Origin of the sequence: Paraburkholderia gardini (assembly GCF_907164575.1) — a bacterium.
Lineage (GTDB): Bacteria > Pseudomonadota > Gammaproteobacteria > Burkholderiales > Burkholderiaceae > Paraburkholderia > Paraburkholderia gardini.
In genome coordinates, this window is sequence record NZ_CAJQYY010000048.1 from 1 (window position 1) to 17,634 (window position 17,634).

The window sequence follows — 17,634 nt, forward strand, 5'->3', positions numbered from 1 at the left end:
TCAACTTCCCGAACCGCCCGGTGCGGACCCGCATGCCGGGTGGTGTGGCAGGGGTACGGCCTCATGGCCGTCCCCTATGCCGATTGCTGCGCGATTTTTTATCGCATCACAATGCTCCCGCGTGTGGACCGGGCACCACTGCGCGGCGTCATCGAGCGCCGTCGCGCCTCACAGGCTTATTCGCTCAACCCTGGCGATTTTTTGCCGTTAAACAGTGGCAGAGTGACCGGAACCGGCCTGATTCTCATCGATATGCTTTCCTCCACCACGCGACAGACTACTGATGCCGGCTTTCTTCGCCGGTTTCATCTGCGTTCGCTGGAACACCAGCGTCCGCTCTCCGCGATCACGATGGCGTTTGCCGTCGTGGCGTACCTGTCGTTTGTGGCAACGCGCAGTGTCGTCGGCGGTCCGATGCCCGGGTTGCAGTACCGGCTCGCCTGTGGACTGTGCCTCGCGCTGCTCGCCATGGCGATGCCGCGCGCGAAGACCCCGTGGGCTTGTGGCGCCATCGGCGTCGCATACGTGCTGACGTTGCAGGCCGGCATCGCGCTCAACGTCAGCGGTGTCGCGTCGCCGCTGCTGTGGGCGCTTCCAGCGATGGTGATGGTCGTGATGGGCGCGGCGCCGCTGTGGCTCACGCCCACGCAATTTCTCTTCGGCACCGTCGCTTTTTACGCGGCCGGGCTGCCGGTTCTGCTGAACGTCCACGAAACGCGCGGGGCGCATCTCGTTTGCTGGATGTGGATCGGGATCAGCGTGCTGTCGGCGGCAGTCTTGCACGGCTGCTTCTACTGGCTGCGACGCAATCATTTCCTGCTCGAAGACCGGCTCGTGCAGCTCGCCGCCACCGATCCGCTGACCGGTCTGCAAAACCGTCGCGCGTTCAAGGAAGGCGCGGAGACGCTGCTGTCGACGCCCGACGGGAGCGCGAAATTCAGCGCGATTTTCGTCGATATCGATTACTTCAAGTCGTTGAACGACCGCTTCGGTCACTCGGTCGGCGACCAGATGCTCCATGAGGTCGCGCAGATCCTGAAAGCGCAGACCAGCGCGGACGACAACGTCAGCCGTATCGGGGGCGAGGAGTTCGCGTTGCTGCGGCGTGGCGGGTTGCGCAGCGCGGTTGGGTTCGCCGAGACGCTGCGCGTCGCGATCTCGGGCATCGCGCGCCCCGACGGCGCGTTGACGGCAAGTTTCGGCGTCGCGGAATATCGCGCGGGCGAAAGCTTCATGTCGCTGCTGGATCGTGCCGACGAAGCGCTGCTGCGCGCGAAGCATTCGGGCCGCAATCGCGTGTGCGCCGAACGGGCCGCGGCGGATGACGCCGCGCGGCTCAAGCCATTGCAGCTGCCGGACAGCGACGCGCACGCAAGCGGCGCCTCACGGCGTGAACCGCTCCGTCAGCCGTGGGACGATCACTATCTGACGTCGCATTTCCAGCCGCTCTACAGTCTTTCGCATCAGAAGCAGGTCGGCTTCGAGGCGCTGCTGCGCGGCGAGCGCGACGACGGTTCGGTCATCGCGCCGGCCATCCTGTTCGCCCCCAAACCATTCACCAGCGAGAGCGACCTGGACCGGGTGAGTCATGCGCTGCATCTTGCCAACGCCGCACGCGTGATTCCCGACGATGTGTGGGTGTTTCTCAACATCCTGCCTGTTTCGTTCGTCGCGGAAGGCTACGCGGATCAACTCGCCGGTTTCGCGCGTTCGGTCGGGCTTAGCCCTGAGCGCGTCGTGCTGGAGTTGCTGGAGTCGCACGGCGGCAGCGTCGACGATCTGTCGCGCGCGGCGGCGCAGTACCGCGAACACGGCTTTCTGATCGCGGTCGACGATTTCGGTGCCGGGCACTCGAATCTGGACCGCCTGTTCCAGATCCGCCCGGATCTCGTGAAGCTCGATGGCGAGCTGATCCGCGCGACGAGCCCCGGCGCGCAGCAGCCCATCCTGCCGAAACTGGTCTCCCTGCTGCATCAGGCGGGCATGCTGGTTGTCGTCGAAGGCGTGGAGACGACGGACGAACTGATTCTCGCCGTCGAATCGAACGTGGACTTCGCGCAGGGCTATCTGCTCGGCCGGCCTGCCGCGACGATCACGCCACCGGAGCCGGTGAACCGCCGCATCGATCACGCGTTCGACGTGCTCGCCGAGGGTCGTGCGCATCAGCACGCGCGGTTCGAACTGGAGTTGCATCCGTATCGTCTTGCGCTCGATCTTGCGGCGCAGGCTTACTCGGGCGGCGTGCCGCTCGAAGAGGCATTCGCACCGCTCGCGACGTTCGAACTGTGCATCAGCTGTTTCATTCTCGACGAAAGCGGCCGCCAGATCGGGCTCGAGGTGAACGGCATGGCGTCGGCGAAAGCGGGAGATTCGCTGCAGCCCGTCGCGAATCCGCGCGATGCGCGGTGGGATCATCGGCCGTATTTCAGGAACGCGGTGCTGCGCCCGGGCGTGCCGGTGACGAGCAGCCCGTATCTCTCGCTCGCGAGCGGCCGGCCGTGCATCGCCGTGACCATCGCGGTGCCGACGGAGCAGGGACGCTGCGTCGTGGGCGTCGAACTGGACTGGTCGCTCGACCGGCTGCCCTGGCCGGCGGCAGACTAGCGGCGGGAGTGGCGGTAGCGGCGCTGGCCCCGGCGATCGACGGACATCAGCAGACAAAGCCCGCAGCGACAGCGGCGCAGCCATCAGGCGAGCGTAAGGTCCGGCACCACAACGTACGGGCAACGCACGGCAACCACCCACAAAGGCTCGCTTTCATACGCCGCGCACGGCATCATTTCGTTTTCGCCTACGTTTCGGGACCTGTCATGACCTCCGCTTTCATCGAATCCCCCAGTTATGAAGACCAGCGCCAGCGGTTCGTGCAGGCGGTCGCCGACGCGGGCGGCGAACACTTTGAATATCCGCACCCGCTGAAGGGACCGCGCGGCGAAGCGCTCGCCACCGATGTCGCGGTGCTCGGCGATCGCAACGCGCCGAAGCGCCTCGTCGCGATTTCGGGCACGCACGGCATCGAGGGCTATTACGGCTCGGAATGCCAGATCCGTCTGCTGCACGATCTGCGTGGCCGTGACCTGCCGCGGGATGTGTCGGTGGTGCTCGTGCATCTCGTCAATCCGTGGGGCACGGCGTGGATGCGCCGCGTGAACGAAGACAACGTCGACGTGAACCGCAACTACGTCAACTTCGACGGCCCGCTGCCGGCTAACGCCGCGTACGAAACGCTGCATGAAATCTATCTGGCGAAAGATCTCGACGGCCCGGGCCGTCGCGCCGCGGACGAGCTGTTCGCCACGCACGCGCGCAATCTCGGCCACACGCCGATGATGAACATCGTCGAAGCCGGGCAGTATGTGCATGGCAACGGGCTGTTCTTCGGCGGCAAGTCGGCCACGTGGACCAATCGCACCGTGCGCGCGATCATGGCCGAACACGTCGCGGGCGCCGGCGTGGCGATGAGCTTCGATCTGCACACGGGCGCGGGCCCGTTCGGCTATCCGCTGCTGATGACGATCGCGGAGCGCAGCTACCCTGCGCACGCGATGGCGCAATCGGTCTACGGCCCCTGGCTGCACACGATCATCACGGCCGCCGACGCCACGTCCGACACCGGCGTCGCGGCGACCGCGACGGGCTACACGTCACAGGCGCTGCTTGATCAGCTGCACGATGTGAACCTGATGCAGTTCGTCATCGAGTGCGGGACCTATGATGGGCACGTCGGTCATGCGATCCTGCGCGACGATCACTGGCTTCATCTGCACGGCGATCCGCTCGACGCGACCGGTCGCCGGATCAAGGCTGCGATGCTCGAACATTTCTATCCCGCCGACGCACACTGGCGTGAACTCACCGGACTGCGCACGCAGCAGGTATGGCAGCGCGCACTGGAGAAGCTCGCGCAGATGTAAGCGCGCCGTGGTGGATGCGCGAAGGCCTGGTTAATTGCGTTGTGCGCGCGCACAGTGTAAATAAATGATCCGGATACCTGATTGAATGCGCGTTTTTCAGACGGAGTGCCTGCCGTACGATACTTCGCGACACGGCCGTGCCGGATGTGAAATTCGCATCATCTGTACAATTGTCCGATCGACAACCTGGGCGGCGGCGTTTTCAGGTCAGGTCTGCCGGTTGCGAAGGCGCCGCGGGCGCGGCGCAACGCGCAGGTTCATGACGTGCCCGCTGTCCTGCATTGAATGGAACGCGCGAACCATGGCCATCACCTGCAAGACTCCTGACGACATCGCCCGGCTGCGTATTTCAGGCCGTCTCGCGGCGGACGTTCTCGCGATGATCGGCGAACACGTGAAAGCCGGCGTGTCGACGGATCACCTCGATGCGCTGTGCAACGACTTCATCGTCAACACGTTGAAGGTCATTCCCGCCAACGTCGGCTATATGGGCTTTCCGAAGACGGTCTGCACGTCGGTCAATTCGGTCGTGTGCCACGGCATTCCAGACCGCGGCGAAGTGCTGAAAGACGGCGATATCGTCAACATCGACGTCGCAATCATCAAGGACGGCTATTTCGGCGACACGAGCCGCATGTACTGCGTGGGCGAACCGAGCCCGGTCGCGCGCGAGCTGATCGATACAACCTATGAAGCGATGATCGCGGGTATTCGTCAGGTGAAGCCGGGCGCGACGCTCGGCGACGTCGGTCATGCGATCCAGCAGACCGCGCAGCGCAAGGGTTTTTCGATCGTGCGCGATTACTGCGGTCACGGCATCGGCAAGGTCTATCACGAAGATCCACAGGTGCTGCACTACGGTCAGCCGGGGCAGGGCACGCGCCTGAAGCCGGGCATGGTGTTCACGATCGAGCCGATGGTCAACGCGGGCCGCGCCGGCACCAGTGTGATGCGCGACGGCTGGACGGTGGTCACGAAGGACCGCTCGCTGTCGGCGCAATGGGAGCACATGATCGCCGTCACCGACGACGGGTTCGAACTGCTGACGCCCTGGCCGGATGGCACGGGCGCTTACGAGGCGCCCTGAACCGCCGCTGCGTGCCTGGATTTGCGTCACCGGCCGCACGCGTCGTGAAAATAAGGATTTGACTCACGCGCCGGTTCGGTTAAAGCTACGCGTTAGCGCTCCAAGGGGTTTTCGTCTGCATGAGTCCGTCACTGACCGTTCGCCGTATTGCTGCCGACCAGGGCGCCGTTTTCCGCGAGCTTCGCACAGCGTCGCTGCGTGAGGCGCCTTACGCATTTGGCGAAACGCTCGAAGACGCGCTCCTCGCCGATGTCACCTCGTTCGATGCCACGGCGGCTCGCCACGCATCCTCCGACGAGGCCACTTCCTTCATTCTCTATACGGAAGGCCATCCGGCTGGTCTGATCGGCGCGTGTTTCGAGGAATCGGCACTGCGTCGCGCATTCGTGCGCGAGCTGTGGGTGGCGCCCGCTGTACGGCATCTGCGTGGCGGGGAGCTGCTCGTGAATACCGCGAGCGAATGGATCGCGAGCCAGGGCGTGCGGGAAATCTACGCGTGGGTGGCCGACGCGAACCGCACCGCAATGCGCTTTTACGAGCGCCTCGGCTTCGGTCCGACCGGTGAGCACACCCGCACGGCGGACGCGTGGGAAACCCTGCTGGTGCGTCACGTGCCGCCGGTAGCGGAGCCCCCAGCGCCATGATCTGTCCGGTGGTGCTGCCGGGCGCCGCCGCCGTTCAGGCTTCATCCCCGTCGCTGCGGCGTTTGCTGCATCTTCTTTTTCTCCCGTCTCGCGTCCTTTATCGCCAAAAAACCTGGCTGTGTGCGTGGACGCCTGTAAAATACGCAAAATTTTTTACCGAACGCCATGCCGCCAAGGAAATCGCCTTTTTTTGAACTGCGCAGTGGTTCTGTCGACACGCTGCTGTTCGTGGTCAAGACAATCGACCTCGACGCAATCCGTGCCGAACTGACCCGGCGCTTCGAGGCGACCCCGGAATTCTTCGCCAACGACACCGTCGCGATCGACGTGCGCCGGCTTGCCGCCGAAGAACGCGTGCCGCTCGCCGACATCGCGCAGTTGCTCGACAGCGTGCGCATGCGCCCGATCGGCATCGTCGCCGATGCCGCGCAGCAGACGTGGGCTGCCGGAGCCGGTTTGCCGTTCCTCGAAGCGCGCGACCGGCGCGGTGCCGCTTCGAAGGCTGACAGCGAAGCATCGGGCGAAGCCGGAAGCGATGCGCAGGCGGCGCCGGGCGCAGTAGAAACGCCTGCCGGCGCGACGGCCGAAGCCGCGACAACGTCCGCCACGCAACCCGCCGAGCCGGTGCGTGTGGCGACCTCGGCACAGACGCTGGTGATCGAAAAGCCGTTGCGTTCGGGCCAGCGGATTTACGCGAAGGGTGATCTCGTCGTGCTGGGCCTCGTGAGCTACGGCGCGGAAGTGATCGCGGAAGGCAACATCCATATCTATGCGCCGCTGCGCGGCCGGGCACTCGCCGGCGTGCAGGGCAATCACGACGCGCGCATTTTCTGCACGTGTCTCGAGCCGGAACTCATCTCGATCGCGGGCATCTACCGGACGACCGAGAACCCGCTTCCCGCGGATGTGCTGGGCAAGCCGGTGCAGATCCGGCTCGACGAAGAAAAGTTGATGATCGAACCGCTGCGGCTGACCTGACGGGCGGGCGTGTACGCCGCGTTTTCATCGCGCACTGCCGGTCGGGTCGCTGCCGGACCTGCACAAGAATCTGAACGAATTTGACGGACACAAGGTAAGGGCTATGGCAAAAATCATTGTGGTGACTTCGGGCAAGGGTGGCGTGGGCAAGACGACCACGAGCGCGAGTTTTGCATCGGCCCTCGCGCTGCGCGGCAGCAAGACGGTCGTGATCGACTTCGACGTCGGCCTGCGTAACCTCGACCTGATCATGGGGTGCGAGCGCCGCGTGGTGTACGACCTCATCAACGTGATCCAGGGTGAAGCGAACCTGAACCAGGCGCTCATCAAGGACAAGAAGTGCGAGAACCTGTTCATCCTGCCCGCCTCGCAGACCCGCGATAAAGACGCGCTCACGATGGAAGGCGTCGAGAAGATCATCAACGATCTGATCGCGATGGACTTCGAATACATCATCTGCGATTCACCGGCTGGTATCGAATCGGGTGCGCTGCTCGCGATGCACTTCGCCGACGAAGCGCTGATCGTGACGAACCCGGAAGTATCGTCGGTGCGCGACTCGGACCGCATTCTCGGCATGCTGTCGTCGAAGACGAAGCGCGCGATCGAGGGCAAGGAGCCGATCAAGGAACATCTGCTCATCACCCGCTACAACCCGAAGCGCGTGAGCGAAGGCGAAATGCTGTCGCTCACCGACATCCAGGAAATCCTGCGTATCGACCTGATCGGCGTGATTCCGGAATCGGAAGCGGTGCTGCATGCGTCGAACCAGGGCCTGCCGGCGGTGCACCTCGACGGTACCGATGTAGCGGAAGCCTATAAAGACGTGGTGTCGCGTTTCCTCGGCGAACAGAAGTCGCTTCGCTTTACCGATTACCAGAAGCCGGGCCTGCTGCAGCGCCTCTTCGGCACCAAGTAAGGGGAGCGCACGTCATGTCGATTCTCACGTTTTTGCTGGGCGAGAAAAAGCGATCCGCTTCGGTCGCGAAAGAGCGCCTGCAGCTGATCATCGCGCACGAGCGCGCCGGGGGCCATGCGCCCGCGGATTATCTGCCGGCCTTGCAACGCGAACTCGTCGCGGTCATCTCGAAGTACGTCAAGATTTCCGACAACGATATCCGCGTGAGCCTCGAGCGTCAGGACGACCTCGAAGTGCTCGAAGTGAAGATCGAGATTCCCCAGGCTTGATCGCAGGATAAAAGCCAGGCCCGTTTTCCGGCCTGGCTGGCATGCTGGTTCTGTAGCGCCGCGCGCATTCCGTTTCATCGGGAGCGCGCGTCGTCGTTTATGGACGTGTGGTATCGGCTGCCTGCTCGCCCGCTTCGTCCTCGATGACCGCTTCGGGTGTCTCGGGGACGGGCGCGGGCACCGGTGGGTGCCGCGGCGCCATATAGCGGTGCGCGAGCGTCTCGTAGAGCGGCGGCGCGAAGAGGCGCGACACACGGCTCGAGATCAGCGCCGTCGCCATCAACGAGATCACCAGTGCGTGGCCGTTGATCATTTCCATCACGATGACGAAAGCCGTGATCGGCGATTGCGTGACCGCGGCCAGATAGCCGACCATCGCAAGCGCGATCAGCATCTGCAGTTCCATGCTGCCGAACACCATGTGCAGCACGTTGCCGAAACCCGCGCCGATCGACAGCGAAGGCGCGAAGATGCCGCCCGGAATGCCCGGCAGATACGAGCCGACCATCGAAGCCATCTTCAGTAGCGGATAGAACACCGACAGATTGACGGTGCCGTCCAGCAGGCCACGTGCTTCGGCGTAACCGCTGCCGAACGTCGTGCCGCCGGAAATCAGCCCGATCACCGCGATCAGGAGCCCGCACACCGCGGCAAACGCGACCGGCCGCTCGCCGTGCAGCGTGCGCAGCGGCGCGGGAATCCAGCGCGCGGTATTGAGCAGCAGCCAGCAGAAAACACCACCCGCGATGCCGGTCACGACGGCGGTCAGCGCGACGGCGAGCGCGAGCAGATCCGGGAAATGCGTGCCAATCTGGATCGTGCCGAAATACGTGTAATTGCCGTTCAGGCCGAGCGCGATCACACCGGCGATGATGATCGCCGTGATCAGCACGCCGCTCGCGCGCGCCTCGAAGCTGCGGGTGAGCTCCTCGATCGCGAAGACGATCCCGGCGAGCGGTGTATTGAACGCGGCCGACAGACCCGCCGCCGCGCCGGCCAGCACCAGTTGCCGTTCGATGTGCCTGTTCGAGCGCGGGTAGAAGCGCCGCAGGTTGAACATGAGCGCCGCGCCGACCTGGACGGTCGGCCCTTCGCGGCCGATCGTGAAGCCGCCGAGAATCGCCAGAAACGATACGGCGATCTTGCCAAGCAGAATCGGGACGGTGAGCAGGCGCGAGCCGGTTTCGCCGGTATTCGTGTGCAGGGTGGCGATGACCTGTGGAATGCCGCTACCCTCGGCGCCACGAAAGAACCGGCGTGTGAGCCACACGGACAGCGCGGCCACGGCCGGCGTGACGAGGAGCGGCAGCCACACGTGCCGGTGCTGCATCGTGTTGAAGGCGGCGTAGCCCCAGTCGATAAGCCGTGCATAAAGCACCGCGACGAGACCCACCGCGATCGCGCCGAGCCAGAAAATGCCGAACTGGCGCCACAGGCGCCGCGCGCGTCGCACGACGGTTGAAGTCAAGGGAGGGAGTGCCCGGAGCATGGCGATTTGTCGATGCAAAGTCTGGATTATAACGGCGCATTGTTCGCGCAGAATGAGCAGACCTCGTGGGGTCGTCATGCTATCCGCGGGCATCCGGTTGCATCTCGACGGTCACGACCGGTGATGGCTTGTCGTTACGGCGGGCCTGTCGCGATATTCGGCATTGCGGGCGCAACTTCCGTAGAATGCACGTTTCACATAGGGAAACAGAGTTGAAATGGATCGATCCCCGATAAGAGTGACAAATTGACCATGAAGCGCATTTTGATCGTCAAGGTCACCTCGCTCGGCGACATCATCGAGGCGCAACCCGTGGTTGCGGACATCAAACGGGCTTTTCCGGGCGTCAAGGTCGACTGGGCCGCCGACGAGATGTTTGCCGACGTGGCTCGCTGGAACACCGGTATCGACCGCGTGCTGTGCGCGCCGTTGCGACGCTTCAAGAAGGCCCGCAGTCTCGCGGATTTCCGCTCGATCGCCGCTTCGATCGCCGAGCTGCGCGCCGAGCGTTACGACGTCGTGATCGACATCCACGGCGTCTACAAGAGTGCCATCATCGCGTTTCTGACGCGCTCGTCGCGCCGTCTCGGCTACCGGTCACAAGACCTTGGCGAGCGGGGCGCCGCGTTCGCCTATACGGGCCGCCTCGCGCCGCGCGCCGAGGTCAACGCATGGCATGGCATGCGCATCAGCGTGGGCGACGCGCTCGGCTTCCAGGTCGAAGGGCCGCCAGTTTTCAACCTGCAGGTGCCGGGTACAACCGGTTCATCCGTGTCGACGATCGGGGACGCACCGGTCGCCATGCTGTTTCATGCCACATCCAAGGACGACAAGAAGCTGCCTGCAACACATTGGGCTGCGATTGCGCGCAATCTGATCGGGCGCGGTTATGCAATCGAGTTGCCGTGGGGGTCGCCGGTCGAGCGTATCGAAGCGGGCGCGATTGCGGCGCTCGTGCCCGAGGCATCGCTGCTGCCGCCGATGGACGTCACCGAAATCGCCCGAATGATCGACCGGGCTACGCTCGTCGTCGGTGTCGATACGGGTTTCGTGCATCTCGCACACGCATTACACAAGCGCGCCATCATGATTTTTGTGGCCACATCGAGGGAGCACTTCGGCATCGAAGCGCCGTTCCGTTCGATCTCCGTCGGCGATGGACAAAGTGTGCCGCCTGTCGATGAAGTGTTGCGCGCCATCGAATACGTACATACCGAACCGGACGCAGCCGCGGCCGGTGGCGCCACCGTGGTGGCCGCCTGAGACGCGCCGGCGCGTCACGAAAATCCAGCGGTAATCCGGCGGAAAATCGCCACGATCATTACACGGCTGTTAAAACTGTCGCGCTTTCGCGGGCACGGCGTGGGTACGCTACCCGCGCAGCCCCGCTGGTATCAGGCTCGGGCCTTTCGCTGTCCCGGCGCATGTAACACCGCGCTAACCTCCCTTTACAAATTGCAACGGTCTCGCGGGGCGCCGTCGTGTTCAATCGAGTCATTCGAGATCACTCGAATACTTACCGACTCGATGGGAGAACAATGTGAAACGCTTGACGCTGACCTTGATCACGGGTGCATTCCTCGCCGTTGCACTGGGCGGATGCATTGTCGTGCCGGCGCCTGGCTACTACGGCGGCGGCTATCACCACGGCGGTTACTACTACCGGTGACGGGACGCGTCGACATACGCAGTCGTGCTGTCGATGCGAATGGGGGAAGTCGCGCATCTGCTCCGGCAGATTGCGCGGCTTTTTTCAGGCAAGCAGCATTTCGAACGCGATGACCGCCGCGATGGCAGCCAGGTTCGCCGCGATGGCTTCGAAGACCAGACCCTTCCAGGTCGCGGGCTTGAAGCGGACCGCGAGCAGTAACGCGCCGAGCAGCGCGAGGGCAATGATCATCACGACGTCTGCGTTGTGCAGGTGAATGTTCATCGTCGGCTCCTTTGGGCATCGCGCGATGTCGTGACCGGTTCGGGCAGATGAACCGGCGGGGCATGGCGTCTTGATCCGTGCGCTTTTGATCAGCGCTTCCAGTCCAGTATAGACAGGCCAGAAACCCGTGCAAGTCAGGGAAAGCGCGACCTGGTCCGGTGGACTTCCCATGCATGACTACCGCAGGACCCGACGTTCCTTTCGAACGTGAACGGCGAGCCCCGCGCGCCGCTTACATCAACTGCGTATGACGCGTTTCGCGCATACACAGCACGCCGACGAGGCTTACCGCGGCGGCGCACGATACGTACGCGCCGACCCACGTCAGGCCGCCGTGTGCGGCAAGCACCTGCGCGATGTACGGTGCCACCGAGGCGCCGAGAATACCGCCCAGGTTGTACGAGACGCCCGCGCCGGTGTAGCGCACGTTGGTTGGAAACAGCTCCGGCAGCAGCGCGCCCATCGGCGCGAACGTGACGCCCATCAGGAACAGTTCGACGATCAGGAACAGCAGCACGAGCGGCATCGAGCCGCTGCCGAGCAGCGGTGCCATCGCGAAGCCGGACACGATCGCCGCGAGGATGCCGGCGATCAGCACCGGCTTGCGTCCGAAGCGGTCGGCGGCCCATGCGGACAGCGGTGTGGCGAGCGCCATGAACACGACCGCGACGCACAGCATGCCGAGGAACGTCTGGCGGGGAATGTGCAGCGCCGAGACGCCGTACGACAGCGAGAACGTCGTCGCGTTGTAGAAGAGCGTGTAGCACACCACCATCGCCAGCGCGCCGAGGATCGTCGGGCGCCAGTGCTGCGAGAGGAGCGTCGCGACCGGCACGCGCACGCGTTCCTGACGATCGATTGCCGCCTGGAAGGCCGGCGTTTCCGCGATCTTCAGCCGCACGTAGAGGCCAATCGCGACCAGCACCGCGCTCACGATGAACGGCACGCGCCAGCCCCAGCTACGGAACTGCTCGTCGGACAGCGACAGCGCAAGGCCGAAGAACAGGCCGTTCGAAGCGAGAAAGCCGATCGACGGCCCGAGTTGCGGGAACATGCCGAACCAGCCGCGTTTGCCGGGCGGGGCGTTTTCGGTGGCGAGCAGCGCCGCGCCACCCCATTCGCCGCCAAGGCCGATGCCTTGCCCGAAGCGCAGGATGCACAGCAGGATCGGCGCGAGACTGCCGATCGAATCGTAGCCGGGCACGAAGCCGATTAGCGTTGTCGACAGACCCATCACCAGCAGCGATGCAACGAGCGTCGACTTGCGTCCGATACGGTCGCCGAAGTGGCCGAACAGGAACGAGCCGATCGGCCGCGCGACGAACGCGATGCCGAACGTGACGAACGCCGACAGCGCCTGCGCCGTCGCCGAACTGTGCGGAAAGAACACCGGGCCGATGACGAGCGCGGCGGCCGTCGCATAGACGTAGAAGTCGTAGAACTCGATCGCGGTGCCGATGAAGCTCGCGAAGATCACCCGCGAGGTGCTGTTCTTTCCGGCCACATCTGGCGGAGTCGCGGAAAGCGGTGAGGTGGACATGCAGGGTCTCCAGTTGAGTTGTCGCGACCCGGTCCCGTGTGCGGAACACATTCCGCACATCGACAGCGCGGAGCCGGGCCGGGTCTTTGTTTGAAATCGGTGCGGGCTGCGGGTGCAAGGCACGCGGTTGCCGCGCAACCCGGCGCATAACGTTGCGCATGCAACGATACAGCAGCTTGCCTCGCCGGTGCGCGCCAGCACATGCGGTGGCGAGACATCGGACGATGCGGCCCGGGCGCGCGCGCGAGTTGCGCGGCGACGCCACGGTCAGGCTCTCGGGCGCACGCGGATGAGCGCGCGCCCGAGAGCGGCGCCGGAGGGCTCCGGCAGGGCGTATCCGAAAATTATAACGAGCAGGGGCGTCGCGCGGCAACCGGGCGCAGCAAGCTGTCTGAAAGACGCAGCACCAACCGGGCGTTTCAGTCGATCGTTTGTGCCTGCGGCGACGCGAGGGTGCGCAACTGGAATTTGCCGTTATCGTTGAAGAGCCAGTCTTCCATCAGTTCGAGATGGCCGCGCGTATCGAGCAGTTTTGCCGGCGGCTGCGGCAGCGGCGATGCGCGGCGCAGCGTCGCGAGCGCGGTGCTTTCCGCTTCGTCATCGCCGTTCGTGCGATAGACCGACTCGCCGACAAGCTGCCCATCCCGGTCGACGGTAAACGAAACGACGACGAGCGAGCGCAACATCGCCTGCGGCGTGCCGCGCAGCACATACGACGGATTGCGCTCGATGATGCGCTTCGCGACGGTCGCTCGGTACTGGTCGAGCGTGGCGCTGTTGATGGCGGCGGGCGGCACGTACAGCATGGGCCGTTGCGGCAGCGTGATCGTGCAGGCGGCGGCGATGGCAAAAGCGCTCCATGCGGCGATGCGGACGAATGGCATGAGCCGGGAACGACGGTGCGTCCAGTGGCGCGTGCGGATGGGCATCGCAGGGTGAGCGCGAACGCTTGGGAGCAGGATGTATTTTTATCCTAGCGTATATGCAGGGGTTTTCAATGGGTGGAAGAACGGGATGTGCGGGGGCGAACGGATGTCACTCGACGTGAGCGCGGGAGATGCGCCTGCCCGTGATTTTCGGGAGCGGGGAATGTGTTGCGGAGGGAGTGAGGGCAACAAATGAATACGGGCCCAGAAAGGCCCGCATTCATTGATGATCTGGCGGAGGCGGTGAGATTCGAACTCACGGAAGGATTGCTCCTTCGCCGGTTTTCAAGACCGGTGCCTTAAACCGCTCGGCCACACCTCCAGGACGCGAATTGTAACCCGAAACCGGCTCGCGACGACCACCCGCGCTGGCGATCAGCGCCCGTCCTTCAGAAACAGCGCCTGCAGATCATTGAGGAAGTTCTGCCCGCGCGCGGTCGGCGCAATCTTCTCGTGATCGCGCACGATGAGGCCGCGTTTCTCGGCTTCCTGCAATGCCGGTTCGATCGATGTCATCGAAAGCCCGGTGCGTTCGACGAACCGGTACACCGGAAAGCCTTCGACCAGACGCAGCGCGTTCAGCATGAATTCGAACGGCAGATCGCGCGGACCGACTTCGCTTTCTTCCTGCACTGGCGCGCCGGCTTTCGCCTGCTCGATGAACGTAGCCGGATGCTTGTAGCGCGCCTGACGCAGAACCCGGTTCGGGAACGACAGCTTCGTGTGCGCGCCCGCGCCGATGCCGAGATAGTCGCCGAAGCGCCAGTAGTTCAGGTTGTGTTTGCTCTGCCGATGCGGCTTCGCATACGCCGACACTTCATAGCGCTCGTAACCCGCGGCCGCCGTGCGCTCGTGTATCCAGTCCTGCATGTCGGCCGATTGATCGTCATCGGGCAGCGGCGGCGGAAACTTCGCGAACAGCGTGTTCGGCTCGAGCGTCAGGTGGTACAGCGACAGATGCGGCGGCGCGAAGGACAGCGCCGTTTCGATGTCCGCCTGGCATTCGGCGAGCGTCTGCCGCGGCAGCGCGAACATCAGGTCGAGATTGAAATTGTCGAACGTGGTGGCGGCGACTTCCACCGCGCGGCGCGCCTGCGTCGAATCGTGAATCCGGCCGAGCGCCTTCAGATGCGCTTCGTTGAAACTCTGGATGCCGACCGACAGACGGTTCACGCCGCTCGTGCGAAATTGCGCGAATTTCGCGGCTTCGAACGTGCCGGGGTTCGCTTCGAGCGTGATCTCGGCGTCCGCGTCGAGCGGCAGCAGCGCGCGCACGTCCGACAGCAGCCGGTCGAGCCCGGCCGCCGACAGCAGGCTCGGCGTGCCGCCGCCGATGAACACCGTATGCACCTGGCGTCCCCAGACAAGCGGCAGCGCCAGTTCGAGGTCGGTGCGCAACGCGTCGAGGTACTCGTTCTCGGGGAACGTGTCGCCTTTCCACTCGTGCGAGTTGAAATCGCAATACGGACACTTGCGCACGCACCACGGGAAATGCACGTACAGCGCGAGCGGCGGCAACGACGTCAGACGGATACCGCCCGGTGCCGTGAACGCCTTGATGACGCTGACACCGATTTCACCGATGCCGCCGCCTGGACTGGACGCCGCGCTCATGCCGCCTCCGACAGACGCGCCAGCAGATGCCGCAACGCAATCGCGCGATGGCTCGTCGCGTTTTTGACCGCTGGCGCGAGTTCCGCCGCAGTCGCGCCCAGCGTCGGTAAAAAGAAGTACGGGTCGTAACCGAAGCCGTTCGCGCCACGCGGCGCGTCGAGCACTTCGCCATGCCAGCGGCCTTCGGCGATGAGCGGCTCCGGGTCGTCGGCGTGACGCACGAGCGCGAGCACGCAGTAGTAGTACGCGCGACGGTCGCTTTCGGCCGCAAGCTGTTCGACGAGATACGCGTTGTTCGCCGCATCGCTTTTCTCGCCGCCCGCGCGTTGCGCGTAGCGCGCCGAATACACGCCCGGGGCGCCGCGCAACGCGACGACGCACAGACCGGAATCGTCGGCGAGCGCGGGCAGGCCGGTGATTTTCGCTGCGTGCCGGGCCTTCGTGAGCGCGTTTTCGACGAACGTCGGATGCGGTTCTTCGGCTTCCGGCACGTTCAGGCGGCCTTGCGGAATCACTTCGATGCCGACGGTTTCGAACAGCGCGGCGAATTCGCGCAGCTTGCCCGCATTGTTCGACGCAAGCACGACCTGCTTCAGCGATGAAGCGATCGTGTCGACGCCTGTTTCCCGATCATTCACCCTTCAACTCCAGCGCTTCTTTCTGCTTCGCGATCAGCGTTTCGATGCCGCTTTGCGCGAGATCGAGCAGCGCGTTCATTTCATCGCGCGAAAAGGGCACGCCTTCGGCGGTGCCCTGGATCTCGACGAAGCCGCCGTTGCCCGTCATCACGACGTTCATGTCGGTGTCGCATTGCGAATCTTCGTCGTAGTCGAGGTCGAGCACTGGCAGGCCGTCGAATACGCCGACGGAAATCGCCGCGACGTAATCTGTGATCGGCGACGTTTCGATGCGGCCCGTGGCGAGCAGCTTCGCGACGGCGTCGTGCGCGGCGACGAACGCGCCCGTGATGCTCGCCGTGCGCGTACCGCCGTCGGCCTGGATCACGTCGCAATCGATGTGCAGCGTGCGGGCGCCGAGCTTCTCCAGGTCGAACACCGAGCGCAGCGCGCGGCCGATCAGACGCTGGATTTCCTGGGTGCGGCCCGTCTGCTTGCCGCGGGCGGCTTCACGGTCGCTGCGCGTGTGCGTCGCGCGCGGCAGCATGCCGTATTCGGCGGTGAGCCAGCCCTGGCCGCGGTCGCGCAGGAAGCCCGGCACGCTTTCGGCGATGCTCGCCGTGCAGATCACCTTGGTGTCGCCGAATTCGACCAGCACGGAGCCTTCCGCATGCTTCGTGTAATGACGCGTGATGCGCACGTCGCGCAGCTGGCCGGCGGGGCGACCGCTGGGACGTTTCGTGGAGTTTGTCATGGTCGGGAGCCGGGGAAAGGAATAGAGGAGGGCAAACCGGGATTTTACCGCCGATCGGTACGGTGGGCCCGGGCGCACCGGTGGCGCATGGACGAAGCGTCGGCGCCAAAGATGGGATAATGCGCATTCCTCGCCCCGCGTCTCGTACACGCCGGGCGGCTCAAATCCTCAGGCCAGTGTGCTCCGGCGTCCGCATCGGCACGCTGGCCGCCCATCGCGAGACGAATGATGATCTACAGCATGACTGGCTATGCGAGCGCCACGCGCGAACTCGCAGCGGCTTCAGGTACAGGCGGCGTGAGCGTCTCGGTCGAGTTGCGCACCGTGAATTCGCGCTTTCTCGATCTCAACTTTCGCATGCCGGAAGACGTGCGCGTCTGCGAACCGACGTTGCGCGAAATGCTGATGAACAAGCTCTCGCGCGGCAAGGTCGATATCCGCATCAACCTGCAGCGCAGCGAACAGTCGGCGAATGCGGGTTCGGTGAGCCGCGAGGCGCTCGGCCAGCTCGCGTTGCTCGAACGCGCGGTGCTCGGCGTGTTCCCCGAAGCCGGGCGTCTGCGCACCGGCGAAATCCTGCGCTGGCCAGGCGTGCTCGCCGAAAGCGGCGTGGCGCCGGAAACGCTGCGCGACGCGGTGCTCGCATGCGGCAAGCAGGCCATCGCCGACCTGATCGACGTGCGTGCCCGCGAAGGCGCGCAACTCGCGACGATGCTCATCGCGAACGTCACGGAAATGGAAGCGATCGTCACGAAGATCACGCCGCTCGTGCCGGAGCTGATCACGAAGCACCAGCAGAAGATCGTCGAGCGTCTGCAGGAAGCGCTCGGCGGGGGGGGGGGGGGGGGGGGGGGGGCGCCCCCGCCGCGACGGGCTTCTTCGCGCTGCCGTACACCATCCTGATCTATCCGTTCGCGTTCGTCGTGTTTCCGAAGTTGTGGAGCATCGCG

Annotated in this window: 17 protein-coding genes, 1 tRNA gene and 1 pseudogene; 11 read left to right on the plus strand and 8 right to left on the minus strand. The window is 64.5% G+C overall.

What is annotated here, in order from left to right; translation table 11 throughout:
* Positions 1-252: 252 nt before the first annotated feature.
* The 8 genes from LPA34_RS26070 (at position 253) to minE (ending at position 7,811) form a co-directional block, all read left to right on the plus strand.
* A complete protein-coding gene (locus LPA34_RS26070) occupies positions 253-2,604 on the plus strand; it encodes a bifunctional diguanylate cyclase/phosphodiesterase (RefSeq protein WP_228983908.1) in 2,352 nt (783 codons plus the stop codon).
* Positions 2,605-2,810: 206 nt separating this feature from the next.
* On the plus strand, positions 2,811-3,914 hold the full coding sequence (locus tag LPA34_RS26075) for a DUF2817 domain-containing protein (protein ID WP_228983883.1): 1,104 nt from the start codon (positions 2,811-2,813) through the stop codon (positions 3,912-3,914).
* Between the two features lie 301 nt (positions 3,915-4,215).
* Positions 4,216-5,001, plus strand: coding sequence for a type I methionyl aminopeptidase (map, locus tag LPA34_RS26080; protein WP_228983885.1), 786 nt, complete (start codon positions 4,216-4,218; stop codon positions 4,999-5,001).
* A 119-nt stretch (positions 5,002-5,120) separates the two neighbouring features.
* A complete protein-coding gene (locus tag LPA34_RS26085; protein ID WP_228983887.1) occupies positions 5,121-5,645 on the plus strand; it encodes a GNAT family N-acetyltransferase in 525 nt (174 codons plus the stop codon).
* Positions 5,642-5,839, plus strand: coding sequence for a hypothetical protein (locus LPA34_RS26090; protein ID WP_228983891.1), 198 nt, complete (start codon positions 5,642-5,644; stop codon positions 5,837-5,839). Before LPA34_RS26085 ends, LPA34_RS26090 begins: the two co-directional genes overlap by 4 nt.
* Positions 5,811-6,623, plus strand: a complete 813-nt coding sequence (gene minC / locus LPA34_RS26095) for a septum site-determining protein MinC (RefSeq protein WP_228983892.1) — start codon at positions 5,811-5,813, stop codon at positions 6,621-6,623. The genes LPA34_RS26090 and minC overlap by 29 nt, the downstream gene beginning before the upstream one ends.
* A 103-nt stretch (positions 6,624-6,726) precedes the next feature.
* Entirely contained in the window at positions 6,727-7,542 is an 816-nt protein-coding gene (gene minD, locus LPA34_RS26100; protein ID WP_228983893.1) for a septum site-determining protein MinD, read from the plus strand.
* A 14-nt stretch (positions 7,543-7,556) separates the two neighbouring features.
* Positions 7,557-7,811 (plus strand): cell division topological specificity factor MinE, encoded by a 255-nt coding sequence (minE, locus tag LPA34_RS26105; protein WP_228983895.1) that lies wholly within the window; start codon positions 7,557-7,559, stop codon positions 7,809-7,811.
* A 97-nt stretch (positions 7,812-7,908) separates the two neighbouring features.
* Here minE and LPA34_RS26110 read toward each other — a convergent pair whose 3' ends face one another.
* Positions 7,909-9,300 (minus strand): chloride channel protein, encoded by a 1,392-nt coding sequence (locus tag LPA34_RS26110; protein WP_228983896.1) that lies wholly within the window; start codon positions 9,298-9,300, stop codon positions 7,909-7,911.
* Positions 9,301-9,552: 252 nt separating this feature from the next.
* Here LPA34_RS26110 and waaC point away from each other — a divergent pair, with 252 nt between their 5' ends.
* Positions 9,553-10,563 carry a lipopolysaccharide heptosyltransferase I gene (waaC, locus tag LPA34_RS26115; RefSeq protein WP_228983898.1) on the plus strand — a complete coding sequence of 337 codons (1,011 nt, stop codon included), beginning with the start codon at positions 9,553-9,555 and terminating at the stop codon, positions 10,561-10,563.
* Positions 10,564-10,840: 277 nt separating this feature from the next.
* Positions 10,841-10,969 (plus strand): hypothetical protein, encoded by a 129-nt coding sequence (locus LPA34_RS26935; RefSeq protein ID WP_267478208.1) that lies wholly within the window; start codon positions 10,841-10,843, stop codon positions 10,967-10,969.
* An 84-nt stretch (positions 10,970-11,053) separates the two neighbouring features.
* Here the strand turns inward: LPA34_RS26935 and LPA34_RS26120 are convergent, their stop codons facing one another.
* The 7 genes from LPA34_RS26120 to rph all read right to left on the minus strand — a co-directional run bounded on the left by LPA34_RS26120 (position 11,054) and on the right by rph (position 16,684).
* Entirely contained in the window at positions 11,054-11,233 is a 180-nt protein-coding gene (locus LPA34_RS26120) for a hypothetical protein (RefSeq protein ID WP_228983899.1), read from the minus strand.
* Between the two features lie 232 nt (positions 11,234-11,465).
* Complete coding sequence (locus LPA34_RS26125) at positions 11,466-12,773, minus strand: MFS transporter (RefSeq protein WP_228983900.1); 1,308 nt, start codon at positions 12,771-12,773, stop codon at positions 11,466-11,468.
* 419 nt (positions 12,774-13,192) lie between these two features.
* Positions 13,193-13,657, minus strand: a complete 465-nt coding sequence (locus LPA34_RS26130) for an energy transducer TonB family protein (protein ID WP_228983901.1) — start codon at positions 13,655-13,657, stop codon at positions 13,193-13,195.
* A gap of 274 nt (positions 13,658-13,931) precedes the next feature.
* Positions 13,932-14,021: transfer RNA gene (locus LPA34_RS26135), tRNA-Ser, on the minus strand.
* Positions 14,022-14,074: 53 nt separating this feature from the next.
* Positions 14,075-15,313 (minus strand): radical SAM family heme chaperone HemW, encoded by a 1,239-nt coding sequence (gene hemW / locus LPA34_RS26140; protein WP_228983902.1) that lies wholly within the window; start codon positions 15,311-15,313, stop codon positions 14,075-14,077.
* Positions 15,310-15,951: an RdgB/HAM1 family non-canonical purine NTP pyrophosphatase gene (gene rdgB, locus LPA34_RS26145; protein WP_228983903.1), complete on the minus strand. Its 642-nt coding sequence runs from the start codon at positions 15,949-15,951 to the stop codon at positions 15,310-15,312. The genes hemW and rdgB overlap by 4 nt, the downstream gene beginning before the upstream one ends.
* Entirely contained in the window at positions 15,944-16,684 is a 741-nt protein-coding gene (gene rph / locus LPA34_RS26150) for a ribonuclease PH (RefSeq protein ID WP_228983905.1), read from the minus strand. The genes rdgB and rph overlap by 8 nt, the downstream gene beginning before the upstream one ends.
* Before the next feature lie 228 nt (positions 16,685-16,912).
* Here rph and LPA34_RS26155 point away from each other — a divergent pair.
* A pseudogene (locus tag LPA34_RS26155) lies at positions 16,913-17,515 on the plus strand (YicC/YloC family endoribonuclease); the annotation flags it as partial.
* Positions 17,516-17,634: the final 119 nt, after the last annotated feature.